This window comes from Sulfitobacter sp. IGS-18 (genome assembly GCF_059628195.1).
Map to the genome: position 1 here is coordinate 879,630 of NZ_CM184556.1, position 26,510 is coordinate 906,139.

A 26,510-nucleotide genomic window follows, 5' to 3' on the forward strand; every position below is an offset into this window, starting at 1 on the left:
CTGAATATCGGCCTGTCAGCCCGGGCGTCAATCGATGCTTAGTTGTTATGCTAAGTGTTAACTTCGCTTGCGCGGCACACCGCCGATTGCCCCCGGCGGGTCGGCTGGATACGGTTGGCCCATGAAACATGCCCCCCGATTCATCCACCTGCGCACCCATTCGGAATATTCACTGCTGGAAGGCGCGCTGCGGTTGAAGAAACTGCCGCAGATGTGCCGTGATGCGGGGATGCCTGCGCTGGCGCTGACCGACACCAACAACATGTTCGCGGCGCTGGAATTCTCCGTCGGGATGGCCGGGGCCGGGGTTCAGCCGATCATCGGCTGCCAGGTCGATCTGGCCTATGTCGCGGTCCAGCCGGGGGAACGCCCGCGTGATCCGGCCCCGGTGGTTCTGCTGGCGCAGAACGAGGCAGGCTATGAGAACCTGATGAAGCTGAACTCCTGCCTTTACATCGACAAGGGCGGCGCGCGGCCGCAGGTCACGCTGGAGGAATTGGAGGCGTTGAGCGGCGACATCATCTGCCTGACCGGGGGGCCGGGCGGGCCGGTGGGGATGCTTTTGCAAAATGGCCAGCGCCCGGCGGCAGAGGCGCTGATGGCGCGGCTGGCGGCGTCTTTCGGCGACAGGCTCTATGTGGAGCTGCAGCGCCATCCGGGCGAGGATGGCCAGCCGGAAGCGGAGCGGCTGACGGAACGCGGGCTGGTCGAGATGGCCTATGCGATGGACCTGCCGCTGGTCGCCACCAACGACGTCTATTTCCCCAAGACAGAGATGTACGAGGCGCATGACGCGCTGATCTGCATCGCCGAAGGGGCCTATGTCGATCAGCAGGAGGCGCGGCGGCGGCTGACCGCCCAGCATTATTTCAAATCCGAGGCGGAGATGGTGACCCTGTTTGCCGATCTGCCGGAGGCTGTCGAAAACACTGTTGAAATCGCCCGCCGCTGCGCCTTCATGGCCTATCGGCGCGATCCGATCCTGCCGAAGTTCGCCGATGACGAGGTGGCCGAACTGCGCCGTCAGGCGCAGGAGGGGCTGCGCGCGCGGCTGGCGATCATCCCCCATGCCGCGCCGGTGGCGGACTATGAGAAGCGGCTCGAATTCGAGCTCGGGATCATCGAGGGGATGGGCTTTCCCGGCTACTTCCTGATCGTGGCGGATTTCATCAAATGGGCCAAGGATCACGACATCCCGGTGGGGCCGGGGCGCGGCTCTGGCGCGGGCTCGCTTGTGGCCTATGCGCTGCTGATCACCGACCTTGACCCGCTGCGCTATTCACTGCTGTTCGAGCGGTTCCTGAACCCCGAACGGGTGTCCATGCCCGACTTCGACATCGACTTCTGCATGGATCGTCGCGAGGAGGTGATCCAATACGTGCAGGGCAAATACGGGCGTGACAAGGTGGGTCAGATCATCACCTTCGGCGCGCTTCTGTCCAAGGCGGCGGTGCGCGACATCGGGCGGGTCTTGCAGATGCCTTACGGGCAGGTGGACCGGTTGTCCAAGATGATCCCGGTGGAGGGGGTGAAACCCGTTTCCATCGAAAAGGCGCTGGCGGATGAGCCGCGCCTGCGCGAGGAGGCCAAGAACGAGGAGGTCGTCGCGCGCCTGCTGGAATATGGCCAGCAGGTCGAGGGGCTGTTGCGCAATGCCTCCACCCATGCCGCCGGCGTGGTGATCGGGGACCGGCCGCTGGATCATCTGGTGCCGCTCTATCAGGATCCGCGGTCCGACATGCCCGCGACCCAGTTCAACATGAAATGGGTGGAACAGGCCGGGCTGGTGAAATTCGACTTCCTGGGCCTCAAGACCCTGACCGTGATCCAGAATGCGGTGGACCAGATCAAGGCATCCGGGCGTCACCTGCACCTTGCCGCCGACGGGACCGAGCTGTTCACCCCGCCAGAGGGGGTGCTGGACGATATCTCGACAATCCCGCTGGATGATGAGGCGTCTTACAGGCTTTACGCAAGCGCCAAGACGGTGGCGGTGTTCCAGGTGGAATCCAGCGGCATGATGGATGCCCTGAAACGCATGAAACCCACCTGCATCGAGGATATCGTGGCGCTGGTGGCGCTGTACCGTCCCGGTCCGATGGAGAACATCCCGACCTATTGCGACGTCAAGAACGGCAAGCGCGAGCTGGAATCGATCCATCCGCTGATCGACGACATTCTCGAAGAGACCCAGGGCATCATCGTCTATCAGGAACAGGTGATGCAGATCGCGCAGGTCATGGCGGGCTATTCGCTGGGCGGCGCCGACCTGTTGCGCCGCGCCATGGGCAAGAAGATCGCCGAGGAGATGGCCAAGGAACGCCCCAAGTTCGAAAAGGGTGCGATGGAAAACGGGGTCGACAAGAAAAAGGCCACCGAGGTTTTCGACCTGTTGGAGAAATTCGCCAACTACGGGTTCAACAAGTCGCATGCCGCGGCCTATGCCGTGGTCAGCTACCAGACCGCATGGCTCAAGGCGAACCATCCGGTGGAGTTCATGGCCGGTGTCATGAATTGCGACATCCACCTGACCGACAAGCTGGCGGTTTATTTCGAAGAAGTGCGCAAGCGGCTGGAACTGCCCTGGGTGCCGCCCTGCGTGAACCGCTCGGACGCGACATTCAAGGTGGTGGACGGTGCGCTGGTCTATGCGCTGGGTGCGCTCAAGAACGTCGGTGTCGAGGCGATGAAGCTGATCACCGAAGGCCGGCGGGTCGAGGGGCAGGAGCGGCCCTTTGCGACGCTGTTCGACCTGGCGCGGCGGGTGGACCTGAAGCGCGTGGGCAAGCGGCCACTGGAAATGCTGGCGCGGTCGGGAGCCTTCGACCAGCTGGATGCGAACCGGCGGCGGGTGTTTCAGGCGCTGGATGCGCTGGTCGGCTATTCGGCGGCGATCCATGAACAGAAGGCCAGCAACCAGGTGTCGCTGTTCGGCGAGGCGGGCGATGACCTGCCCGAGCCGCGCATGCTGCCCTGCGACGACTGGCTGCCCGCCGAACGGCTGACAGAGGAATTCAAGGCGGTGGGTTTCTACCTGTCGGGGCATCCGCTGGACGATTACATGACACCGCTCAAGCGCAAATGGGGCAATGACCGGGGCGTGCCTTTCCTGACGCTGGACGAATTGACCGAAAAGGTGAGCGAACGGGGGGCGATGAACGCGCGGCTTGCGGGTGTGGTCGCCGGGCGGCAGGAACGCAAATCCGCGCGTGGCAACCGGTTTGCCTTTGCCCAGATGTCTGACCCCACCGGCGGCTATGAAGTCACGCTTTTCTCCGACACGCTGGAACTTGCCCGTGACCACCTGGAGACGGGATCCAAGGTGGTGGTCACGGTCGAGGCGACGATGGAAAGCGACCAGTTGAAATTGCTGGGCCGGTCCGTGGCGCCGGTGGACATGGCCGTGGCGGATGCGGGCAGCATCGGCTTGCGGGTCTTTGTCGATGCGCCGGAGGCGGTGGCGGCTGTGGCGCAGGTGCTGGAGGGCGCGCGCTCGGCGGCGCGGGCCGCGGGCAAGGGGCCGATCCAGCTTTGTCTGATGGATCCCTCCCTGCCGGGTGAGGTCGAGGTGGACCTGGGGTTCGAATACCCCGTGACTCCCCAGATCAAGGGGGCGATCCGGTCCCTGGGCGGCGTGCTGGAAGTGCAGGAAATCTGAGCCGGTTCACGCCTGCCGCCGGCACACCCTGCCGGTCGAGTGGACGAAGCCTCGCCGCTGGGATAAAAGACCCCACATCGGGGAGATGTGTCATGTTTCGATCAGCTATTCTTGTCAGCATTCTGCTGGCCCTGGGCGCCTGCGGCGACCCGTTGGCCGGCGTTGACCGTATTTCCGATGTGGAGCTGTCGGATGAGGATCCGGCGGCGCAGGCCCTGCCGGGCGAGGCGGAAGTCGCGCGTGAAGGGTTCTTTGGCAGCAGCGCCGCCTCGGGCGGTGATGCGGCTGTGATCCCGGCAGAGCAGGCGCGCGCACCGCAGGAACCTGCGGCACGTGGCGGTTTTCTGGGCCTGTTCCGGCGTGCCGGAGGGGCGGCGCAGCCCGCGCAGGACCCTGAGCGCACGGAAGTGGGGCAGGAGGCCGGGGTTGAAGTCGCAGCCCTCAGCCCCGAGGATGCGCCACAGTCGGAACGTCAGCGCGGCGGGCTTTTCGGGCTTGGCGGCGGGGCAAACCGCGAGACACCCCGTGACGGTCCCGATGCGCGTGATGTGGCCTATGGCACGGTCCTGCCCTATGGGATCGTTGCGCGGGTCTGCGAGGCCAAAGGCAAACCGATGGGCCAGAAAATCGAAAGCGCCCCCGCGCGGGGCTATGCTCTTTATGATTCCGCATCCGGTTCTGCGGTTGCGCGGACCTTCTATATCACCGGTTTTGCGGATGGCTGCCCGCGCCAGCTGACGGCGGCCAATGTCCTGCTGGGGGCCGCATCGCTGTATGAGCAGCTGCACTATGGACCGGGGGGCGAGAACCTGCCGGTGGGTGCCACCGACAAGGCCTATGAATCCGTCAAGCGCGATGTCTGCGGCGCGCGCAAAGGCAAGCCCTGCGGGGCAAAGATCGACCGGATGGACCGCAGCACCTTCTTTGTCAGCGCCTACGACAGTTTCGGCAATTCCAGCCGCTGGACCGAGTTGCTGGTGCATGACGGCGCGGTGATCGCCGCCGCGGTCAAGACCAGCGGCTGAGGGGCCGGAATTTTCGAAAATTCCGGGCAAAATTCTTTGAAGAATTTTGGCGCCCGTGGCAGGGGCCGGCTCAGTAGTGCGGCGGGCGTTCGTCACCCAGCACCACGCCACTGCCCTGGCTCGCTTCCCTTTCGCCCTCGCGCTGCATCAGCATGTGCACCCGGCGGTTCAGGGTGGTGATTTCCGTCTCCTGCCGCGCAATGATCTCTGACAGGTCGTCGACGATGCGGGTCAGATGGGCGATCTGTTCTTCGAGTTTTTCCATGGCTGCGCTGTAACATGTCGACGGCCCGCTTGGAATGGATGTTGTGCAGGGATATTTGTTTGCCAAAAAGAGCAGGGGGCAAGCAGCCCTTGCGTCGCTTGCCCTTGCAAGGGGGCTGGGGTAGAGGCAGGGCGCAGATGCAGCGCTGACAGGAACAGGTATCATGGCCAAGCCCAAGAAGACCCCCCGCCCCAGGGCCGAGACCCCGAAGGGGTTCCGCGACTACTTTGGCGCCGAGGTCACGCATCGGGCCGAGATGCTGCGCAAGATTGCTTCTGTCTATCACCGCTATGGCTTTGATGCCTTGGAAAGTTCCGGTGTGGAGACCGTCGAGGCGCTGGGCAAGTTCCTGCCCGATGTGGACCGCCCCAACGAGGGGGTGTTCGCCTGGCAGGAGGACGCAGAGGGCGACAAGCCCGGCGACTGGCTGGCGCTGCGTTATGACCTGACCGCCCCGCTGGCGCGGGTCTATGCGCAACACCGCAACGATCTGCCGACCCCCTACCGGCGCTATGCGATGGGCCCGGTCTGGCGCAATGAAAAGCCGGGGCCGGGGCGGTTCCGCCAGTTCTACCAATGCGATGCGGATACCGTCGGCGCGCCGAGCGTGGCGGCGGATGCCGAGATCTGCGCGATGCTGGCGGATTGTCTGGAAGAGGTCGGGATCGAACGCGGCGACTACATCGTGCGGGTGAACAACCGCAAGGTGCTCAATGGCGTGCTGGAAGTGGCTGGCCTGTCGGGGGACGACAAGGAAGCCGAGCGCGGGATCGTGCTGCGTGCGATTGATAAGCTGGATCGGTTGGGGCCGGAGGGTGTGCGCGCCTTGCTGGGCGAAGGACGCAAGGACGAGAGCGGGGATTTTACCAAGGGTGCGGGGCTGGACGGCCCACAAGCCGATGTCGTGATGGGCTTCATGCAGGCCAAAGGCGCTTCGGGCGCTGAGACGGTCGACCGGCTTCGCGGCCTTGTTACCGGATCCGATGTCGGGATGCAGGGCGTGGATGAACTGAACCTGATCTCTGATCTGTTGAAAGCGGGTGGATACGGGCCGGACCGGGTTGAGATTGACCCCTCCGTCGTGCGTGGCCTGGGCTATTACACCGGCCCCGTTTTCGAGGCTGAACTCACCTTCGAAATCCAGGACGAAAAGGGCCGCACCCGGAACTTCGGCTCTGTCGCGGGGGGCGGGCGTTATGACGATCTGGTGAAACGTTTCACCGGGCAGGAAGTGCCGGCCACCGGTGTCTCCATCGGTGTGGACCGGCTGCTGGCGGCGCTGGCGATGAAGGGCGCGGGCGTGGCGGCCGATCCCGGCCCCGTGGTCGTCACCGTGATGGACCGTGACCGCATGGCGGATTATCAGGCGATGGTGGCCGAGTTGCGGCAGGCGGGCATCCGGGCGGAGGTCTATCTGGGCAACCCCAAAAACTTTGGCAACCAGCTGAAATATGCGGACAAGCGCAACAGCCCCGTTGCCGTGATCGAGGGCGGGGATGAAAACGCGCGGGGCGTGGTGCAGATCAAGGACCTGATCCTGGGCGCGAAGATCGCCGAAAGTGCCACCCATGAGGAATGGAAGGACCGGCCCAGCCAGTACGAAGTGCCGCGCGACCAGCTTGTCGCGAAGGTCCGCGAAATTCTGGACGACCAGTGATGCCCACACGTTCCGAAACCCTGACCCGCGCAGCATCCCTGCGCGCGATGTTCGAGGCGCAGGGTGCGGCGCTGGTGGAACCGCCGATCCTGCAGCCGGCAACTACCCTGCTGGAGCTTTACGGCGAGGACATGCGCGCGCGTGCCTATGTCACCTCGGACGCGCTGCGGGGGGAGCAGATGCTGCGCCCCGATTTCACCGTGCCGGTGGTGCAGATGCACATGGCCGAAGGCGCCGAACCGGCGCGCTATACCTATTCGGGCGAGGTGTTTCGCCGGCAGGAGGAAGACCCGGACCGCGCCAATGAATACATCCAGGTCGGCTATGAGGTGTTTGACCGCGCCGATCCGGCGGCGGCGGATGCCGAGGTCTTTGCCCTGATTGCCGAGGCGCTGCGGGGCTTGCCCCTGCGCGCGGTGACCGGCGACATCGGCGTGCTGATGGCGGCGGTGGAAGGATTGCAGACCAGCGCCCGGCGCAGACATGCGCTGATGCGGCACATCTGGCGGCCACGCCGGTTTCGCGCGCTGCTGGACCGGTTTTCCGGGCGCACGCCGATGCCGCCCAGCCGTGCCGCGCTGCTGGCCGGACAGGCCAGCAGTGACGCCCCGCTGATCGGATTGCGCAGCCGCGCCGACATCGAGGAGCGTATCGCGGCCCTGCACGAAGATGCGGCGACGCCGCCGCTGTCGGGCCGCGAGGTGCAACAGATCGAGGCCCTGCTGGAGGTGCGCGAGGTGATGCCACATGCGCTTAGCCAGTTGCACGACCTGGCGGTGGACATGCCCGACATCGCCCCGGCAGTGGCCCGTGTCACCGCGCGTGAGGCGGCGCTGCGGGCGCGGGGCGTGGACACCGACAACCTGATGTTCGAGGCCAGCTATGGCCGGTCGTCGATGGAATACTACGACGGGTTTGTCTTTGGCTTCCGGGCCGAGGCGCGGGCGGACCTGCCGACGATTGCCAGTGGCGGGCGCTATGACGCGCTGACCCGGCGGCTGGGGCAGGGGCGCGAGATTCCGGCGGTGGGCGGTGTGATGCGTCCGGGCCTGATGCTGGTACTGGAGGGCGCGCCATGACGCTCAAGCTCGGGGTGCCGTCCAAGGGGCGGCTGATGGAAAAGACCTTTGACTGGTTCGCACAACACGGGATCACCCTGCAGCGCACCGGGTCTGACCGGGAATATGCCGGGGCGGTCGCAGGGATCGAGGGGGTCAGCCTGATCCTGCTGTCTGCCGGTGAAATCCCCCGCGAACTGGCCGCGGGGCGCATTCACATGGGGGTCACCGGCACCGACCTGGTGCAGGAAAAGCTGGCGCTTTGGGAACAATTGGTCGAACCGGTGGAGGAACTGGGGTTCGGCCATGCGGATCTGATCATCGCGGTGCCCAAGGCCTGGATCGACGTGGACACTCTGGACGATCTGGATGCCGCCGCCGCCGCCTTTCGCGCGGCGCATGGATTCCGCCTGCGGATCGCCACGAAATATCACCGGCTGGTCCGCAACTTCCTGCGCGACAGCGGCGTGGCCGATTATGCGCTGGTCGACAGCCAGGGCGCGACCGAAGGCACGGTGGCCAATGAAACCGCCGAGGCAATTGCCGACATCACGTCGAGCGGGGAAACCCTGCGCGCCAATCACCTCAAGATTCTCTGTGACGGGATGGTGCTGCGCTCTCAGGCGACGCTCTGGCGCAGCCGGACAGCCCCGATGGATGAACGGATCCGCAAGACGCTGAAAGAACTGGAAGCGCGGCTGGGGTAGGGTGGCCGCGCCATCGCCTGCAGCAGCCGGTGGTGAAGCAAATCCGCCTTTCCTCTCCGGCTTATGGATGCAGCCCCGGTGCATTGAGGCGCTGGCTGATGAACCTCAGCGCTTGTGCTCGGCGGTCAGTGCGTTACCCTCCGTTGAAAACAGATGAGGCAGTTATGGCAGTGGCGCAACCGCACGAGCGGGTCGAATATATCGTAGAAGGTGGACACAGGCTTGCTGGCAGCATTACGCCAGCCGGGAACAAGAACGCGGCACTGCCGATCATTGCCGCAACCTTGCTGACCGATCAGCCCGTTGAATTGTCCAACGTCCCGCGCATCCGCGATGTTGAGGCATTGCTTGAACTGATCGCCTCGATCGGTGCCGAGACAACCTGGACCGGTCCCAACACCCTGCGGATACACGCCCATAGGCTCAGCCCGACCGATCTTGACCCCGATCTTTGCATGCGGATCAGAGCGTCGATCCTGCTGGCTGGTCCGATGCTTGCCCGTTGCGGTGAGCTTACGCTGCCGCCGCCCGGTGGTGACGTGATCGGGCGGCGGCGTCTCGATACGCATTTCCTTGCCCTTCGGGAACTTGGCGCCGATATCTCGGTCAATGACGCCTATGTCTTCCGGGCGCGCGCCCTTACGGGTGCTGACGTGTTTCTGGACGAACCCTCTGTCACCGCAACCGAGAACGCGCTGTGTGCCGCTGTCGCGGCGCGTGGCCTGACCGTTCTGCGCAACTGCGCGTCAGAGCCGCATGTCCAGGATCTCGCCCGCTTCCTGATGGCGCTGGGCGCAAAGATTGAAGGGATCGGCACCAACTGCATGACGGTCCACGGGGGCCGTACCCTGGGGGGCGCCTCCCATCGCATAGGCCCTGACCACATCGAAGTTGCCTCCTTCATCGGTCTGGCAGCGGTCACGCGATCGGAACTGCGGATTTGCGATGCCGGTGTGACACATCTCCGCTCAACGCTGATGGGGTTCGAGCGTCTGGGTATCCATTGCCGCATCGAAGGCGACGATCTGATTGTCCCGGCGGCCCAGAAACTCACGATCGAACCGGACTTCGGCGGCCATGTGCCCAAGATCGAGGATCAGCCCTGGCCGGCATTCCCCGCGGATGCGATGTCCATCGCCCTGGTTGCCGCAACGCAATGCGAAGGCATGGTGCTGATGTTCGAGAAAATGTTCGAATCGCGGATGTTCTTCACCGACAAGCTCATCTCGATGGGCGCGAGGATCGTGCTCTGCGACCCGCATCGTGCCGTCGTGTCCGGGCCGACCAGATTGCGCGGTGCCCGTGTCGAAAGCCCCGATATTCGCGCCGGAATGGCGATGCTGATCGCGGCGATGGGGGCGGAGGGGACTTCGCGCATCAACAACGCTCAGCAGATTGAGCGGGGTTATGAGCGGATTGACGAGCGGCTGAACGCCCTGGGTGCAAAAATTACCCGGGTGCCGGCGCGGGTCTGACGGCAAAGCTGCTGCCGCTGACATCCGTATTCTACCGGTCTGACCTGCGCGCGGTGGCACGGCCGGTGGCGGATTTGATCTTTCAGATCACCCCGATCTCGGCCAGCGCGCGGTTCAGCTCGCTGGGCAGGGCGGTGTCGCCTTCCTGTCCCTTGCGCAGGTCCGGCGGGGCGTCGGCGGGGTCAAGGTAGCGCCAGCCCTGGAACGGCCGCCGCAACGCGGGTGAGACGCGGATGATTTCCGGATCCAGCACGATGCCGCAGCGGCGGATGCCGTCATTGCCGATCATTTCATCGAAACCCAGGATGCGCTGGCGCGCCTGCACCTCGCCCTTGATCACCCAATAGATCGACCCGCCGTTCAGCACCTCGGCCTCGCGCTTGGGCCACATCCGGGTGACGTGGTAGTATTTCCCATCCTTGATCTGCCTGGACCGCTGGCGTTGCCAGTCCTCCAGACCTTCGATGCTTTCGGTCCCGACACTCAGCTTGATCAGGTTGACGTATTTATCCACAGGCTTTTCCCCAGACTCACCCCTGAGCCACGACATAAGGTAGTGCATCGGGCAGCGCATTCAAAGTGTGGTGGTTTGGGACTGGATGGGTTATCTTGGTCTCCTTCCTGATCCAGCCGAAAGATTCGACATGTCCCGATTTTCCGCCCCCATCGCCGAACAGATCTGGGACATGAAGTATCGCTTCAAGGATGCCGATGGCACGCCGCGCGATGTGACGGTGGAGGACACCTGGCTGCGCATCGCCCGCGACCTCGCGCAGGTGGAGAAAAACCCCGCCGAGTGGGAAAAGCCGTTCTACGCCGCGCTGGAGGATTTCAAGTATCTGCCCGCAGGCCGCATCACCGCAGGGGCGGGCACCGCGCGGCGGGTGACGCTGTTCAACTGCTTTGTCATGGGCACCGTGCCCGACAGCATGGGCGGCATTTTCGACATGCTGAAAGAGGCCGCGCTGACCATGCAGCAGGGCGGCGGCATCGGTTACGATTTCTCGACCATCCGGCCCAGGGGGGCGGATGTCAAAGGCGTGTCCGCCGATGCTTCCGGCCCCTTGTCCTTCATGGATGTCTGGGACGCGATGTGCCGCACCATCATGTCGGCGGGGTCGCGCCGGGGCGCGATGATGGCCACCATGCGCTGCGATCACCCGGATGTTGAGGATTTCATCGCCGCCAAATCCGACCCCGCGCGCCTGCGCATGTTCAACATGTCCGTGTTGATCACCGATGCCTTCATGGAGGCGGTAAAAGCGGACGGCCCCTGGGAGCTGCGCTTTGACGACAGGGTCTATCGCACCCTGCAGGCCCGCGACCTGTGGAACAGCATCATGCGCGCCACCTATGATTTCGCCGAACCGGGCGTGATCTTTATCGACCGGATCAACCAGGCCAACAACCTGAGCTATTGCGAGACCATCGCCGCAACCAACCCCTGCGGAGAACAGCCCCTGCCGCCCTATGGTGCCTGCCTGCTGGGGTCGATCAACCTGGCGCGGCTGGTCAGCAACCCTTTTGAGCCGGACGCCGGTCTGGACCTTGAGGCGCTGGGCGAACTCGTGGCGACAGCGGTGCGGATGATGGACAATGTCGTCGACGCGTCGAAATTCCCGCTGGAGGCGCAGGCGCGTGAGGCGCAGGCCAAGCGGCGCATCGGGCTGGGTGTCACCGGTCTGGCGGATGCATTGCTGATGACCGGCCTGCGCTATGGCTCTGACGAGGCGGCCGCACAGACCGAAGAATGGATGAAGCAGATCGCCCGTGCCGCCTATCTCGCCAGTGTCGATCTGGCCAGAGAGAAGGGGCCTTTCCCGCTGTTCGACGCCGATGCCTATCTTGCCTCGGGCACCATGCAGATGATGGACGAGGATGTGCGCGACGCGATCCGCGAACACGGCATCCGCAACGCGCTGCTGACCTCCGTCGCGCCCACCGGCACGATCAGCCTTTATGCCGGAAACGTCAGTTCGGGGATCGAGCCGGTCTTTGCCTATGCCTATTCGCGCAAGGTCCTGCAAAAGGACGGCAGCCGGACCGAGGAGGAGGTTGTCGATTACGCGGTGCAGATGTGGCGCGAGTTGAAAGGCGACGCAGAACTGCCCGATTATTTTGTCAACGCCCAGACGCTGGCCCCGCTGGACCACGTCAAGATGCAGGCGGCGGCGCAGAAATGGGTGGATTCGAGCATCTCCAAGACCATCAACTGCCCGGAAGACATCAGCTTTGACGCCTTCAAGGATGTCTACATGGCAGCCTGGGATCAGGGCTGCAAAGGCTGCACGACATACCGCCCGAACGAGGTGACGGGGTCGGTGCTGTCGGTCAGCGACACCAAGTCCGGGGACAAGCCGGTGCTGGTCGGGGAAGGCGGCGAGGTCGTCTACATGTCCGAACCGCTGGACCGGCCGAGCGAGCTGGAGGGCAACACCTACAAGGTCAAATGGCCCGACAGCGAACATGCGCTCTACATCACCATCAACGACATCGTGCTGAACGGGCACCGCCGCCCCTTCGAGGTCTTCATCAATTCCAAGAACATGGAGCATTTCGCCTGGACCGTGGCGCTGACACGGATGATCTCGGCGGTATTCCGGCGTGGCGGCGACGTGTCCTTTGTGGTGGAGGAGCTGAAAGCCGTCTTCGACCCGCGCGGCGGGGCCTGGATGAAGGGCAAATACATCCCCTCGATCCTGGCAGCCATCGGCGGCGTGATCGAACAGCATATGATTGCGACAGGCTTCATCGCGGGCGAGGGGCTGGGCCTGAAAACCGATCCCCAGGCCCGCGTGGTCGGCCTCGACGCCCCCCGTGGCAAGGCTTGCCCGTCCTGCGGGCAGTTCGACATGCGCATGATCGAAGGCTGCATGACCTGCGCTTCCTGCGGTCATTCCAAATGCGGGTAGGGGTGGGTGCGGCTGTTGTTTGTGATCTGAACTGACCCATAGTTTGCCCATTTGGTGCGGTTTGGTGTCCTTTATCACCGCATAGATTGCCCACGGGCCGATGTCGGGCGCCGTGGATGTCAGTAAAAAAGCAACGGGCCTACCTGCAGAGGGTAGGCCCATTTTCTTCTTATCTGGCTGATTTTGAGAGATAAAATTTCTAATCCCGGCGTGTCAGCAAGGTATGGGCCTCGACGCCGAGCCCCTTGGCGACACGGTAGAGGTTGTCGATCGAGATATTCTGCTCAGACCGCTCTACAGCACTCAAATAAGTCCTGTTGAGGCCCGCTTCCTCGGCAAGGCGTTCCTGAGACCACCCTTTCTCAGCACGAAGGAGCCGCATATTGCGGGCGAGTACGTCTCTCAGGGGGCTTTTGGGTGTCCGTTTCACCCCCGATGCTATTGGCGAATGTCGGTTTTAACTCTACCGGTTTTAAGAGACATTCCGGCGCCCGATCTGGACGCCGAAGCACAGGAGAGGCTGCAATGATCATCGACTTGGTAAAACTGGAGAAACTCGCGGAAGAGATGGAGGGCTACCCGGGACTTCATTTTGAGTACTGGTTGTCAGAAGCGGGTGGCAGCGGGTGGATACAGTTGCTCCCAGGAAAGACGCTGGGGATCGAGGCCACAGATCTTCCGGAAGTCGTGTCGAACGTCATGAAATTTGCAGCCGAGCGGCTCGAAATGCCTGAAGATGTGCTGCGGGCCTGGGCGGAGCTGCAGATGGGCGGCGAGCTTCCGTGCGATGCTTTGACGAAAGCGGGAAAACCCTGTCGGAACTATGCTTCGCCGAAAGATGTCGCGCCAGACCCGAGAGAATTCGACCCTGCGGCAAAGGTCTACTGCAATGTTCACCGGCGACTGCATACTTAAAGGGCGAAGCGTGCGCAGGCTGATCTGCATATAAGGAGAGATCGTGTGCTTTGGAGCCTGCCAAGTTGAGCAGGACGCAACATCGAAAGGGGGGTTATGGCGATTTGGTACACGGCCGACACGCACTTCGGCCACGAGAACATTATCCGCTTCTGTAAGCGGCCGTTCCGATCTGCCGGGCACATGGACGACATGCTGATCGCGAGCCTCTGGGAGAGTGTCGGGCCCGAAGATGACCTATGGATCCTGGGTGACTTTGCCTTCGGTGAACGAGCGAAGGATAGCGCTTATGTCGAGCGCATTTTCCTTCAGTTGCCAGGCGCGCGCCAGCACCTTGTCGTCGGTAATCACGATCTTGCCGCGACGCTGGAGCTGCCTTGGGATACAGTCCGGCACATGGTCGAGATCGAGGATGGGCGCGGGGTGCCCAACACACTTTGCCACTATCCCATGATCACATGGAATCATGCCCGCCGCGGGGCGCTTCAGCTCTTCGGCCACGTCCATAATCAATGGCAGGGTTCGCGCAACGCCGTGAACGTTGGCGTGGATCAGTGGAATTTCTGCCCCGTTCGATTAACCGATATCGAACGCCGAGCCCGAAAACTTGCGCCTAACAAACATTGGGGTGATGTGGAGCATGGGTCGGAACCGGAGGGCTAATCGTCTCGTAAGTTCACGTTCACAAGAAGCCCTCGCAGTACGCTTTTTGCTGACGTTATAAAGACGAGACATTGGCTCCATGCAGATGCATTCGCCTGTGGGTGGCGGCTCAATGGGCGGGTCATTCGCCGCGGTCGCGAAGTCACCCCTGCCGCACCGCCGAAGCGGACATTCAGGCGAGGACCAAGGTCGAAGCCCCCTCGATCGACACTGGGGGCGGAATCCGGTCATTCGCTGCGGTAGCCCTACCCTCGGTATTTTCACACCAAATCAGCCATTCACAAGAGATTGAAGCCTGTGAGGCTTATGTTTAGCCCAGTGAATGGACCTGCCGTAATCGTAAATGGGAAGTCCTATTAGAGGCCAATGCTGCTAGCCTCAAAGGAGTTGGAAAACTGGTCTCTAAAAAAACTGAAACTGTTCAACCGGCACCCTTGATGGCTTGAAATGTTCTCAGCTTGTTCCTAGCTTGGTGGTGATTGGTTAAGAGGATAGTAGATGAAGCAGTTGACGGTCGAGAATAGCTTGAGGGACGTTATCAGTCGTCTGGAGCGCCAAGTCGAATTAGCGACAGCCCAAGGGCGCACCGACATTAACTTAGCCCTTGAAGATGCCTTCATCCCAATCCTCAAGGCGACCTATAATCTCCCACATCTCATCAACCTGAACCGTAAGGTTAAAAATTTTCCCGGAATAGACCTTGGCGACGATCATGACCGGGTAGCTTTCCAAATCACCTCTACGACCACGCTCGACAAAGTTAAGTCAACAATTCAGCAATTCATGGATCGAACTTACTACAACAGTTTCGACGAGCTTTTTGTTCTTATGCTGACCCCGAAACAGTCTTCCTACAGCCAAACCGCGATTGACGGACTGCTGTCGGACCGGTTCTCCTTCAATTGCAAGAAGCACATCATCGACCTTGGCGATCTTCTCAGGGAGGTGTCAGCATTGCGCGTCACCGCGCAAGAGCGGATCTTGCATGAGTTTGAGCATATCTTGGGCGAAGCCGAGGCCTTCACTAGCTTCAACGCCGAGACCGTTGAGGCACCGACCACGATCACATCTAACCTGCAGGCCATCGATCTTCCCGAGGCCATTTACGTCGCTGAACTCACAATTGACGATAAGGCAGTTATTGCGCGGGCAAAGGCCGAGTTGAACTATGGCGGTCGATCCAAGAGTAAACGGTCGACCATCAAAATGGCCCTCTTGTTAGAGGAGATTGAAACGGATGCGTGGGTCTACCACGATGGCAGATTATTCGCGTTCGAAGACATGGAGCTATCAGGGCTAGCGGCGGTAATCGACACAGGGTCGATTGAACGTTTGGACGTGGTGGACCTCGCAGACTCATCTGAGGTGGATAATGTCAACATTCTCAAGCAGCTTTTGCATGCCCATACCCGCGAACGGCTAAAAGCCGAGTGTGTTAAGGTGCACGCTAAGGACAGGTTTTTCTTCTTTGGCCCAAACGCGGATGGGCAAACGGAGCGGAGGGAGGCCTGGGTAGGCAAGAAAAAGTCGGTGCGCCGGGTGTATCGAGTAGTACAGCAGAAGAAGGACCCCACCAAGGTCGCGCATCACCAGCACATGTGTTTCGAGTTGTCATTCAATAAGTTTGGTGAAGAGTGGTACACAGAGATTGTGCCTAGTTGGTACTATTCTTTCAATGGCTATAGACGATCGAACTGGCATGAGGACCTTCTCTCGAAGCAAAAGCGGCTTGAACATAACGGAAGCGTTCGGGATCAAGTTCGCTTCGTTGCATACTTCCTCGCTAGCCTCTCCGAAGGGCGCTCAGCCGCTTCCGACATCCGCTACCGCTCTCTCCTGCAATTCGAAACGGATCAAGGTGCTGAAGCGGAGGCCTTGATGGACGAAGTGGAGGAAGACACAGAGTGTAGTAGTGAAAATTCCGATGAGGTGGCAGCATGAAGTTCACGACACTTTCAGAACCTCTGTTGGAATTCGGTACGGGTACGCACATCTGTCCTCGGGCTGGGATAGAACAGATGGGTGTCTACGATAAGCGTGATGAATTGCGCCGCACCGAACTTAGGATCGGCGTTGTCGGACGTGGCGAGGGCGTCGATTTGCTGGACGAATGGCTTGCAAAATGTAGGGCTGGACTGGAACGAAAGGCCGGATCTAAGCTACCTAATCTCTTCCGCGGCTTTGGCGGAATTAGTCCTGATCACGGTTTCCTGACCCGCGTTATCAATTCGCCGCAATACACCCGAATTTTGCAAAAGTCGGAGATCACTAGCGGGGACTATCCTGAATTTTGTGCTCTGGCGTGGTAGCTCTGAGATGAGGAGACCCCCGTATGAGCATCAACAAAGACCTTTTGGACCAACTTATGGAAGGCCGGAAGCCCGGCGACCTGTTCGGCAAGGACGGGATTTTGCAGGAGCTGACGAAGGCTTTGGCGGAACGCGCCTTGAGCACCGAGCTGGACGCGCATCTGACCGAGGAACGGGCCGATCCGCCGCCTGAAGGTGCGAACCCGCCGCCGAACCGGCGCAACGGCAGCAGTCAGAAGACGGTAGCAACGGACAACGGCAAGGTTGTTCTGGACATTCCCCGGGATCGCAACGGCAGCTTTGATCCGTTGCTGATCGCCAAATATCAACGGCGGTTTCCGGAGTTCGATACCAAGATCGTCAGCATGTACGCGCGCGGCATGACGACCCGGGAAATCCAGGGCCATATTGAGGAGATCTACGGCGTCGAGGCCTCCCCCAGCCTGATCTCGGCGATCACCGATGCGGTCATGGACGAGGTCACCGCTTGGCAGAACCGCCCCCTGGAGCCATGCTATCCGGTGGTGTTCATGGATGCGATCCGGGTCAACATCCGCAGCGACGGGGCTGTGTCGAACAAGGCGGTCTTCGTGGCCCTGGCCATCCTGCCAGACGGGACGCGGGACGTGCTGGGCCTTTGGTTCCAGGCGAACGAGGGCGCCAAGTTCTGGGCCAAGGTGCTGAACGATCTGCGCAATCGCGGCGTACAGGATATCCTCATCGCGGTCGTTGACGGGCTCAAGGGCTTCCCCCAGGCCATCGAGGCGGCGTTCCCGCAGACCCAGGTCCAGACCTGCATCGTGCATCTCCTGCGCCATTCCATGAGCTTTGCGAGCTACAAGGACCGCAAGGCTGTCGCGAAGGCCTTGAAGTCCGTCTACACCGCCGTGGATGCCGAGGCGGCAGAGGCCGCGCTGGCTGAATTTGAGCAAAGCGATCTGGCTGCCAAATACCCGGCCATAGCGCCGAGCTGGCGACGGGCCTGGAGCGAGGTGATCCCATTCCTGGATTATCCGCCGGAGGTGCGTAGGCTGATTTACACCACCAATGCCATCGAGGCGCTGAACTCGAAAATCCGCCGCGCCGTCCGCACAAGGGGCCACTTCCCCAGCGACGAGGCGGCGGCAAAATTGATCTACCTGGCGCTGAATGCTACATCACAGGAGTGGAAGCGCTCAGTGCGCGAATGGCATGCCGTAAAAAGTCAGTTGGCAATCATGTTCGAAGACCGCTTCCCAATGGCCTAATCAAACGCGCCAGGGCACAAAATATCTGACAGTCTCCACTAGCGCGCTGCGTCTCGAAACTCGGGCTGCTAGAGTAGATCGAGCTGTCGACCTCTTCTACGAGCAGGTTCGATTTCTCGCGGAAAATAGGGCTGTAGATGTTATCGTCTGCGTGCTGCCGAATGAGCTCTTTGACTCTGTGACCACGAAAACCGAAGGTGAGGCACCTAGAGAAGAACTGGAGTACAACTTCCGTCGCATCTTAAAGGCGAGGTGCATGCACCTAAGTACACCTTTACAGCTCGTGCGCGAGAAAACTATCCTCATTACCAAGCATGCGGGCGACCAGCAGGACCCAGCAACGAAGGCATGGAACTTTGCGACAGCACTCTATTACAAGGGAAACCGCACGATCCCATGGCGGCTAGTCGAAGATAACGCGAAGCCTCCTTCCTGCTACATCGGCATTGGGTTTTATAAAAGCCGCGACGGGGAGACTGTTTCGTCAAGTCTTGCGCAAGTTTTTGATGAATTTGGCCACGGTATCATCCTGCGCGGCACGCCGGTTTCTATCGATAAGAAAAACCGACGCCCCTACCTCTCCGAAGATCAAGCCTACAAATTGTTGCGCGATGCGTTGGATGAATATGACCGGGCTCTTCAGCATATGCCCGCTCGCGTTGTAATTCATAAGTCGAGCCACTTCCGTGACAGCGAGCGGGCTGGGTTCCGCCGGGCACTAAAAGAAAAGTCGATCCGCTCGCGGGACTTCGTGGCAATTACAGGTACCGACATTCGCCTCTTCGCGGACAAAAACTACCCACCAAAACGCGGCACCCTTCTAACGATGTCTGAATCCGACGGCGTCTTGTATACGCGCGGGACCGTAGACTTCTACAAGACCTATCCAGGTATGTACGTGCCCAATCCACTCCGCATTACAGCCTACGACCAAGATTCGTCTTTGGAGAGCCTATGTGGAGAGATCCTCGGGCTTACAAAAATGAACTGGAATAATACACAGCTCGACGGACGGCTACCCATCACCCTGGAATGCGCCAGCAAGATCGGGGACATTATGAAATACGTTGATCCGAAAGATCGCCCTCAAGTGAGTTACAGCTACTATATGTAGTTTGGATTTTTGAGTTTACGATATTCAGTTTGAAAGGTGGTGAGTTTGGAAAAGCCCCGCGATCTTACCAAAAGGCACTACGACGCTCTCAAAAAGCTGAGCGAAGAATGCGATTACGAGGATTCTCGCAGTGATGGGGTGTTGATTTTTGTCCTGCGTAACAAGCTGTCTCCCGGTATCGGCGATAAGACTCTTTCGGATCTCGAGATTTGGAGGATGATCGAAGCTGGTATCAACAAATGGTTTGGAACCCTTGGCTATCGTATCACCGACCTCGGCAAACAAGAGATTGAAGCCTACCCACTGAAGGTGTTCAAACCAAAGGCCAAGCACAAGCTGCGACCCTTGCCTTCCCGCCTAGGAAAACCGAAAGCGAGGCTTGATCGATAGCCAACAGAGGCGCATTGGACTCACTGTCTAGTTAATGATGAACGGCAGGTATGGAGAAGCTGCGTTGCAGCGAACGACCGCGCACTGTAGGTCTGCAATGGGCCGCTCTTTCCTGAGGGTCGTCGCAGCCGCAGTGTAAATCAAGCACTCGCGGCGAACGGCTGGAAGAGTTCCACACTGCGGTCCTCGGTCACTTGGACGATGCCGCGCGGTGTCATAAACGTCCGGTGTGGGAAGTCGGACTTCTGCAGTGGTGGCCCTTGCAAACGGCGGGATTGGCCGAGTGACGGCAAGGCAATGCTGGAGAACGTGGCAAGCCGCACGGCATCCGACCCGGCACCTATCGGACGGCAAAAGCGTGCGCAGCCCACAAGAGGCGCACAAGTTTGAGCTCACACACTTTATGGCGGCATCTCAGAGAGCAACCTGATTTGGTGTGCTTAAGAACCCCGACCTCTTTTCTCCAAAAAGTCATGCGACAAAGCGTCACACATTTATCGAATTACTGACGAGGCTTAGATTGGCTGTGCGCTGGCGGGAGACTGACGTTCTTCGCTAAGTTGTTGTTTCACTTGGGATGCGCACTTCGTTTGTGTAAGTATTTGAATTAATTATTTACATTGCAATAGGTTAGACCTTCAAGCTTGTGTGGTTAGGCGGTGCAGCCAAGTCGCATGAAATAGCTTGCACGCAAATTTCCTGATTCGTATCGCTAGGTTAAATATTCAACCTAAGCGTCTGGACTTGGCTTTGAGCGACAAGATCGACACTGCTCTCCGAGAGCGTCTCAAATACGAGCTTCGCCTTCGCGGGCACAACTTCAGCAGCATTGCTGTGGAACTCGGCGTTTCGTTTGGCGCCATTTCCAGTTGCGTTTCTGGAGCCATGAAAAGTCAGAAAATTCAGGCAGCTGTCGCTCTGAAGCTTGGCAAGGACCCTGCAGAAATCTGGCCTGACAGATACCGGCGGCCCGACGATAAGAATTCTACGAAATCAAAGAAGGAGGGAACCGAGCCAGAAACCTGATCGGGTTCCCGGAAACGGCAAAGGCCAGAACGCTGGAACGTCCTGACCTTTGAAAGATGTCGTGAAATTGGAAGCTTCACTGCGTCTTTGATCCCCTCTGTTGTGCCGAGAGTCAAGCCTGACGTGCCCTTGCTGGAGCGCGAACGGCCTCCCTTGGCCTTTTCTCTGACACTCTAGGGGAGGCAAAATGTCTTCGATACATCCAGAACGCCCTGTTCTGCAGCCGGTGATCTTGCAAGGTGCACGTAAGATCAACCGCCGCGCTCGCGGGCACGGAACCAGTCTTATCACCTTGCCAGGGCGACATGGCGCACCGAACACGGCGATCATCACGGAAGCGATCCTGGAGCGGAAAGCGGCCCAACATTACTTAGCGCAACCCGATGTCGTTTCGGTTCGCGCTCAAGTCGGTCCGGTTCCTTATCGCGGGCTGGATAACACCCAGCATACCCATGTCTTCGACTTGCTAGTCGAGCGTCGCGATGGACGCCGTATTGCCGTCGCGGTAAAGCCATACGCGCTTGCTGTGAAAGAGCGGCTGGACCTCAAACTCGGGTGCATCGCTCAGTCGATCTCGCCCAAATTTGCAAATGAGGTATCGCTCTTCACCGACCGTACGATTTCGCGTGCGACGGAGGCGAACAATGCGCGCTTTCACGCACTCCGCAAGGTTGAGGACACCGAAGCTGATGCTGCAGTTCGTCGGTTCATCGGCACACTGACTGGACAGATCACCTTGGGGCGGCTGGTTGAGGTTGTTGGGCTAGGAGGCCGCGCCTTCCGTGCTGCGTTCGTTGCGGTCTTTTTGGGCCTGTTGGTGCAAGTCAGTAGCGGCGTGATCGACTACTCTACTGTGGTTCGCGCGGGGAGACCGGCATGAACATGGTGCGCCCAAACCTCTGGCAATACTGCGGCGGTGATTTGTTCACGATAGATCAGACAGAGTATATTTTCGTTGATCAGGATCGGAACGGTATTAGCCTCGAAACCGTGCGTGAGCCGCGCGTCACAGAGTACTTTTCACATGACCAGCTAGATGAGTTGGGCAGGTTGGAGAGACTGAAGTACGTCCGTGACGGCGCGGCGCTGAAAATGAATCCCGCAATACGTAACAGGCTAGAGCTGGATTTTCCGGAGTTTCCGGATGACCCCGTGCAGCAAAAGGTTCTTTGGAAGAAGCTTTACTGCGACGAGCTGAACAGATTGCTGGTTAGCGGTCATGCTCTTCGGACTGATCGTTCGATTGCAGCCGTCCTCGCGGAAGTATCAATTGCCGTTTCACGAAAATGGCACGCGATGCAGAAGGAGGGAAAGAAAAAGCGTGCTGGAACTGATCTGAATTTCAATGAGGAGCCGTCGCCGCGAACGCTATTGCGCTGGTTCTGGAATTACGAGCGCAGCGGATATCGCGCGATCGGATTGCAAGAAAATTATTCAAATTCTGGAAATCGGACTCCCAGGTTTCCACCGGAGGCGATGGCGCTGCTCACGCGTTGCGTCCAAGGCTACGCAACGCGTCGCCGGAAGACGAAAAAGAGAATTGTCGAGGATACCCAGGCAGCCTTTGAAGAAATGAATTCCCGCCGCCTCGCCGAGGGGATGAGGCCGTGGCCAATTCCGGGCGCAAGCGCGGTGAGGCGAGCCATAGGAAAGCTCGACAAGTTTTACGTAGCCTGCCAGCGGTACGGTCTCGACGCCACACGTAAGAAGTTCGCTGTCTTCGAGAATGGGGTGTCATCGCTGTATCCAGCCGAGAGGATCGAAATCGACGAATGCGAAGTCGATGTTATGACCCTCGCGACCAATTCCTTTATTTGGCATCTGCTTTCAGAGGAGGAACGAAAGCGGGTACCGCGGGGGCGACGTTGGATGTACGTCGCTATATGCGCCACTACTCGCTGTATCTTGGCGCTCCATATCTGCAAGGCTCCGTCAGCCGCCGAAGCGGTTAAGTGTTTGGCACTGGTGACACGTGACAAAAGTGATTTGGCTCGAGCGGCGGGGGCGCAGTGCAGCTGGCACCAGCACGCCGGGCTCTCGGCAGTTGTGACCGACCAGGGAAGCGCGTTCATTGCCTTCATTTTTGCCCAAACTGTGGTCGCTCTTGGAGGCGATCACGACGCTCCTGCTGCTGCGACACCTTGGTTGCGAGCGTTCATCGAACGGGTCTTTGGTACCTTTAATACTGACCTGTTTCAGGAGGCAAATGGACGCACTTTTTCGAATCCGTTTGAACGAGGGGACTTTGACTCGAAAGGCAGCGCCACACTGACGGATGATCAGTTGGCAAAAATGCTGATCCGCTACGTTGTCGATGTATACCATAACCGTCCTCATGAAGGATTGCAGGCGGAAGCACCTGCTGACGCCTGGGAGCGCCTAGGGACGAAATATCCGATCGTCCCTCCTCCATTGCCCGCCGAGCGGCGGGCAATCTTCGGGTTGCGGATGAGGCGGAACGTGCGCGGAAACGGCGTGGTGGTCTGCGGCGTCAGTTACAACAGCCCACAACTGCAGAACCACTTCATCCATGGCCCTGACAACGAGCAGCATGTGCAAGTCCGTGTGAACCCAGAGGACATGGGGGCCATCGACGTCCTTTTGGGGCAGGAGTGGGTTCGATGTTTGCCAAATGGGGGTGGATTCGAGGGAATTCGTTTGGAGCTTTGGATCAACAAAGTACGTGAAATCCGCAAACGCAACCACGACCTCGCACAGATGAAGCGGCACATTGTTCGCGCAGCTCTCGAAGACATCCGGGCGTTGAACGAAGAGCCGTGGCGTCTGACAAGCGTTACTCCCTTTGCGCTCAGCGCTAAGCAGATAAATCAGGTCGAACGATCCGTCTTCATGGGCCTGGAACTTGAACCTCTGGCGGACGATCCGGCGCGAAGCGAGCTGACCGCAACCACCTTTCAGGTCACCGGTCGCTCTGACTCTGGGGAATTGGAAAACGTAACGGACGCAACGGTCGGCCTGACAGCTGTGGCGGTCTGCGACGATGAGATCATTGCTGAAAATGACCAGGTGTTTCGGGGGCGCGGCGATGGCTGATTATGAAGCGCAGGTGAGGGTCGTGAAAGCTTTGCGGGAGCTCGACGACATTTTCGTGGAGAATGATATCTTTCACAGGGTTACCCAGGAGTTTGGCTTGAAGCTCGCAACCTTGCTACTCGATATAGAAGAGGGAAGGGCCCGGCGGGGCAAGGCTTCTGGCTTGGTCGTTCTGGGCCCGTCTGGGTCCGGAAAGACCACGGCACTAGAGCGCTGCATCTTTTCTCACCCTATGCTGCGGCCACCGAGCACACAACGACGAGGGGTCGAGCGTGTACGGCAGATGGACGTCTGCGCACTGAAGACGCCATCTCCAGCTACGCTAAAGTCGCTTGGGCACGAAATCCTCGTCAAGCTGGGGTACGTCGACAAGAGTGACGCGCTGAGCCTGAGGGGAAAGCCTGCCCATGAAATTTGGCATCAAGTTCGAAACCTCCTTCAGAAATGCAGGGTGAAGGTTCTGTTCATCGACGAGATGCAGGACCTTGCCAGCACCGGGGCACGTGGCGCGACCCAAGAGGTCATCAACACGCTGAAATCGTTGCTGCAAGACCCTGATTGGCCAGTGTGTGTTGTTCTCGCGGGCACTCCTGAACTGCGACATCTCGTGGATCAGGATTTGCAGTTGAAGAACCGGGTGACGACGCTCTCTTGCAGGCCGCTTACGACGGAGGTCGACAAAGGAACTGTAGTGGCCATCTTGTCTCGATACGCGGAGGAGGTGGGGCTCGCGGTTCATCCTGACCTTCGAAAAATTTCGTTCATCCGGCGGCTACTTCACGCGTCTGCCGGACACTTTGGGAAGACCGTGCAAGAAATCAGCGGAGCCCAATCAGAAGCCCTGCAGCGGGGTGTCGACGAGGTGAAGATCGAGCATTTCGCTGCCGCGTTCCGTAACAAATACGATCGCGTGGATGCCGCGAACCCCTATCTTGCAGAAGACTTCCGACAAATTCGGAAGCTGGGAGAGAGTGCCGAAACGGATGAAACAGAATGACGCTCCCCGTCTTGGTTGATCTGCAAGAGTGCGAGACGCAGACGTCATTCCTGTCGCGCCTGGCTGCAGCGAACATGAGCAAGTCCGCAACGCGCTTCAGTACGGACATGTCGCTGTCATTCTTGGACCTGGTGCGGGGAAAACCACGCGATCTATCACGCCTTGCAGAACTGGGAGAAGTGGACTGTGAAGCATTGTTGCGACATGCGATCCGGTCAGTCGACGGCGGTGGACATGTTCTCGCGGATCAGGCTTTCGAAAAGAAAACACTGCTACGCTCGAACCTTCGTGTCTGCCCGGCGTGCATCTTGGCAGATCATGGTTCAGGAGGCGAATTCGCCCCCTTCGATCGGAGCTATTGGCACGTCGGCGGCCTTCGCACTTGTACGAGGCACCGTTGCACGCTGCTCAGCACCAGTGAGTTAGCCAAAGATCAGAGCCCACATGACTTCTTCGGTCGACTGATGGAGGTGGCACCACGGGATAGGCTGGCGGGGGGTAGCTCCACCGCGGCCGAGCCGACAGGTCTAGAGCACTACATTGTGGCCCGGATCCATGGCGACGCTACCCACACTTGGCTCAACAAGTTTGGACTGCAGGTCGTCATCAAGACGAGTGAGATGTTGGGAGCAGTCCTGCGCAGTGGTGCGAATGTCGATTTACTAGCCTTGGATGAACGAGAATGGGCGGCCTCGGGAGGAGCGGGATTCTCGGTCCTCTCAGCGGGTGAAGCGGCTTTTCGTGAAAGCCTTCGCGATCTCCAGCGTAGACATGGTGGATCGACAGGCGGTCCCCAGGCGCATTTCGGGCGGTTCTACCAGTGGCTCTATTCAGGTGCGAAGGCAAAGCAATATGATCGTGTAAGGGATATCGTGCACGACCACATCACCTCTTCATATCCGATTGCTACCGGCACTGTGGTGCTTGGCAAACCTTGTGTTCGACGCCGTGTGCATTCGGTGGCATCTGCCGCGAAAGAAGCCGGCCTTCATCCCAAGAGACTGCGCAGTATCCTTGAAGCAGAAGGCTTTTTGCAGAGTCCGTCCGGAGCAAGCCGAAACGACGGTGAGCATCTGTTCGACGCCGAGCTGGTTAGGCCGCTCCTGATAAACACATCAATGTCGGTCTGCCAGGGAAGAGCTCAGCGAGAACTTGGGATTTCCAGAAGCCAGTTCGATGTCATGCGCAAATGGGGATTTGTCGCGCCTGTCAGCGAGACTGCGAAGGCAAAACCCCGCTACTCAGTCCTGGCGATCCGTGAGTTCCGGAAAAAGATACTGAGACACGCGGAAACTGTTGCGCTTCCAGAGGCCGGGCAGTCCGATCTTCAAACTGCGGCTCGCAAGGTGGTTTGCAGCACGGGCGAGATCGTGACTCTCATCCTTAGCAATCAACTGGAATTCGTTGGATGCCTCCCGCGCCAACGCAACTTCGGCGGCCTTCTTGTCGACGTCGAGGAGGTGAGGGCAAAGCTCGCGATACCCCCCGATGATGGGTTGACCAAGCCTGAGCTGCAAAAGAGGATTCATGCTAGTTACGCGATGGTAAAATGGCTTTGTGACGAAGGCTATCTTTCGCTTGAGCGCAGTAGGTCATCGGTGTCGAGGAAGAGCCAGATGATAGCGCGGCGCGAATGTGTAGAGGCGTTTTGCAAGAGCTATACGACGCTTGGGTTGTTGATGCATGAGACCGGGCGTGCGGCAACTGCGATCCGAGCGCAATTGAAGCGCCTTGACGTGCTTCCCGTCGTTCCGGATCATCCGCTCGGCCGAAGGCTGTATCGGCAATCCGATTTACAGGCTTGTTCGTGGAATGCGTTAAGAAAGTGATTTGGTGTGTCTAGCGGGCCGCTGAAAGAGGTTTGATGAAGGCTGTGACGCTGGTTAGACATCAAAACCTGAGTTTATTCTACGCGGCGCAGCTTGCCAGAAGTGTCGGAAAGGTTTCATATGGCAAGCTGTCGTCAACGGTTTTGAATGAAGTTCAAGAGTAGCATCCTTTTCGGGAATACGATGAATTCGATGCCGCTGTTTCGATC

At 59.6% G+C, this 26,510-nt stretch carries 22 protein-coding genes; 19 read left to right on the forward strand and 3 right to left on the reverse strand.

The features are described from left to right. The first annotated feature begins 121 nt into the window (after nucleotides 1-121). On the forward strand, nucleotides 122-3,658 hold the full coding sequence (dnaE, locus tag ACWNZ3_RS04335; protein ID WP_269367262.1) for a DNA polymerase III subunit alpha: 3,537 nt from the start codon (nucleotides 122-124) through the stop codon (nucleotides 3,656-3,658). A gap of 92 nt (nucleotides 3,659-3,750) precedes the next feature. Beyond that, the gene (locus ACWNZ3_RS04340) at nucleotides 3,751-4,683 is read left to right on the forward strand and encodes a hypothetical protein (protein WP_496901327.1); all 933 of its coding nucleotides are present in this window, start codon (nucleotides 3,751-3,753) and stop codon (nucleotides 4,681-4,683) included. Between the two features lie 70 nt (nucleotides 4,684-4,753). Here ACWNZ3_RS04340 and ACWNZ3_RS04345 read toward each other — a convergent pair whose 3' ends face one another. Next, complete coding sequence (locus tag ACWNZ3_RS04345) at nucleotides 4,754-4,948, reverse strand: SlyX family protein (RefSeq protein WP_269367264.1); 195 nt, start codon at nucleotides 4,946-4,948, stop codon at nucleotides 4,754-4,756. A gap of 163 nt (nucleotides 4,949-5,111) precedes the next feature. Here ACWNZ3_RS04345 and hisS point away from each other — a divergent pair, with 163 nt between their 5' ends. From hisS to murA, 4 genes are all read left to right on the forward strand, one after another. After that, nucleotides 5,112-6,605 carry a histidine--tRNA ligase gene (gene hisS, locus ACWNZ3_RS04350; protein ID WP_496901328.1) on the forward strand — a complete coding sequence of 498 codons (1,494 nt, stop codon included), beginning with the start codon at nucleotides 5,112-5,114 and terminating at the stop codon, nucleotides 6,603-6,605. Further along, on the forward strand, nucleotides 6,605-7,684 hold the full coding sequence (locus tag ACWNZ3_RS04355) for an ATP phosphoribosyltransferase regulatory subunit (protein ID WP_496901329.1): 1,080 nt from the start codon (nucleotides 6,605-6,607) through the stop codon (nucleotides 7,682-7,684). The genes hisS and ACWNZ3_RS04355 overlap by 1 nt, the downstream gene beginning before the upstream one ends. Beyond that, nucleotides 7,681-8,370, forward strand: coding sequence for an ATP phosphoribosyltransferase (hisG, locus tag ACWNZ3_RS04360; RefSeq protein ID WP_269367267.1), 690 nt, complete (start codon nucleotides 7,681-7,683; stop codon nucleotides 8,368-8,370). The genes ACWNZ3_RS04355 and hisG overlap by 4 nt, the downstream gene beginning before the upstream one ends. Nucleotides 8,371-8,534: 164 nt before the next feature. Then, a complete protein-coding gene (gene murA / locus ACWNZ3_RS04365; RefSeq protein ID WP_269367268.1) occupies nucleotides 8,535-9,845 on the forward strand; it encodes a UDP-N-acetylglucosamine 1-carboxyvinyltransferase in 1,311 nt (436 codons plus the stop codon). 82 nt (nucleotides 9,846-9,927) lie between these two features. On the opposite strand, the gene ACWNZ3_RS04370 is transcribed toward murA, so the two are convergent. Then, on the reverse strand, nucleotides 9,928-10,359 hold the full coding sequence (locus tag ACWNZ3_RS04370; protein WP_269367269.1) for a DUF1489 family protein: 432 nt from the start codon (nucleotides 10,357-10,359) through the stop codon (nucleotides 9,928-9,930). Between the two features lie 130 nt (nucleotides 10,360-10,489). Between ACWNZ3_RS04370 and ACWNZ3_RS04375 the strand changes: the two genes are divergently transcribed. Beyond that, nucleotides 10,490-12,757: an adenosylcobalamin-dependent ribonucleoside-diphosphate reductase gene (locus ACWNZ3_RS04375; RefSeq protein WP_496901330.1), complete on the forward strand. Its 2,268-nt coding sequence runs from the start codon at nucleotides 10,490-10,492 to the stop codon at nucleotides 12,755-12,757. A gap of 199 nt (nucleotides 12,758-12,956) precedes the next feature. On the opposite strand, the gene ACWNZ3_RS04380 is transcribed toward ACWNZ3_RS04375, so the two are convergent. Next, complete coding sequence (locus ACWNZ3_RS04380; protein ID WP_496901882.1) at nucleotides 12,957-13,139, reverse strand: helix-turn-helix domain-containing protein; 183 nt, start codon at nucleotides 13,137-13,139, stop codon at nucleotides 12,957-12,959. Between the two features lie 143 nt (nucleotides 13,140-13,282). Between ACWNZ3_RS04380 and ACWNZ3_RS04385 the strand changes: the two genes are divergently transcribed. From ACWNZ3_RS04385 to ACWNZ3_RS04440, 12 genes are all read left to right on the forward strand, one after another. Continuing rightward, nucleotides 13,283-13,672: a hypothetical protein gene (locus tag ACWNZ3_RS04385; protein WP_496901331.1), complete on the forward strand. Its 390-nt coding sequence runs from the start codon at nucleotides 13,283-13,285 to the stop codon at nucleotides 13,670-13,672. A gap of 96 nt (nucleotides 13,673-13,768) precedes the next feature. After that, the gene (locus ACWNZ3_RS04390) at nucleotides 13,769-14,335 is read left to right on the forward strand and encodes a metallophosphoesterase (protein ID WP_496901332.1); all 567 of its coding nucleotides are present in this window, start codon (nucleotides 13,769-13,771) and stop codon (nucleotides 14,333-14,335) included. Between the two features lie 498 nt (nucleotides 14,336-14,833). Beyond that, complete coding sequence (locus tag ACWNZ3_RS04395) at nucleotides 14,834-16,276, forward strand: SMEK domain-containing protein (protein WP_496901334.1); 1,443 nt, start codon at nucleotides 14,834-14,836, stop codon at nucleotides 16,274-16,276. Then, nucleotides 16,273-16,644: a hypothetical protein gene (locus ACWNZ3_RS04400; protein WP_496901335.1), complete on the forward strand. Its 372-nt coding sequence runs from the start codon at nucleotides 16,273-16,275 to the stop codon at nucleotides 16,642-16,644. Before ACWNZ3_RS04395 ends, ACWNZ3_RS04400 begins: the two co-directional genes overlap by 4 nt. 23 nt (nucleotides 16,645-16,667) lie before the next feature. Then, the gene (locus tag ACWNZ3_RS04405; RefSeq protein ID WP_269367759.1) at nucleotides 16,668-17,891 is read left to right on the forward strand and encodes an IS256 family transposase; all 1,224 of its coding nucleotides are present in this window, start codon (nucleotides 16,668-16,670) and stop codon (nucleotides 17,889-17,891) included. A gap of 178 nt (nucleotides 17,892-18,069) precedes the next feature. Next, on the forward strand, nucleotides 18,070-19,005 hold the full coding sequence (locus ACWNZ3_RS04410) for an argonaute/piwi family protein (RefSeq protein ID WP_496901336.1): 936 nt from the start codon (nucleotides 18,070-18,072) through the stop codon (nucleotides 19,003-19,005). 45 nt (nucleotides 19,006-19,050) lie between these two features. After that, on the forward strand, nucleotides 19,051-19,395 hold the full coding sequence (locus ACWNZ3_RS04415) for a hypothetical protein (protein ID WP_496901337.1): 345 nt from the start codon (nucleotides 19,051-19,053) through the stop codon (nucleotides 19,393-19,395). A gap of 750 nt (nucleotides 19,396-20,145) precedes the next feature. Further along, nucleotides 20,146-20,421: a helix-turn-helix domain-containing protein gene (locus ACWNZ3_RS04420; protein ID WP_496901338.1), complete on the forward strand. Its 276-nt coding sequence runs from the start codon at nucleotides 20,146-20,148 to the stop codon at nucleotides 20,419-20,421. 187 nt (nucleotides 20,422-20,608) lie between these two features. Then, complete coding sequence (locus ACWNZ3_RS04425) at nucleotides 20,609-21,301, forward strand: hypothetical protein (RefSeq protein WP_496901339.1); 693 nt, start codon at nucleotides 20,609-20,611, stop codon at nucleotides 21,299-21,301. Continuing rightward, nucleotides 21,298-23,475, forward strand: a complete 2,178-nt coding sequence (locus ACWNZ3_RS04430; RefSeq protein ID WP_496901340.1) for a TnsB C-terminal domain-containing protein — start codon at nucleotides 21,298-21,300, stop codon at nucleotides 23,473-23,475. The genes ACWNZ3_RS04425 and ACWNZ3_RS04430 overlap by 4 nt, the downstream gene beginning before the upstream one ends. After that, entirely contained in the window at nucleotides 23,468-24,472 is a 1,005-nt protein-coding gene (locus ACWNZ3_RS04435; RefSeq protein ID WP_496901341.1) for a TniB family NTP-binding protein, read from the forward strand. The genes ACWNZ3_RS04430 and ACWNZ3_RS04435 overlap by 8 nt, the downstream gene beginning before the upstream one ends. Next, a complete protein-coding gene (locus tag ACWNZ3_RS04440; RefSeq protein ID WP_496901342.1) occupies nucleotides 24,469-26,301 on the forward strand; it encodes a TniQ family protein in 1,833 nt (610 codons plus the stop codon). Before ACWNZ3_RS04435 ends, ACWNZ3_RS04440 begins: the two co-directional genes overlap by 4 nt. Nucleotides 26,302-26,510: the final 209 nt, after the last annotated feature.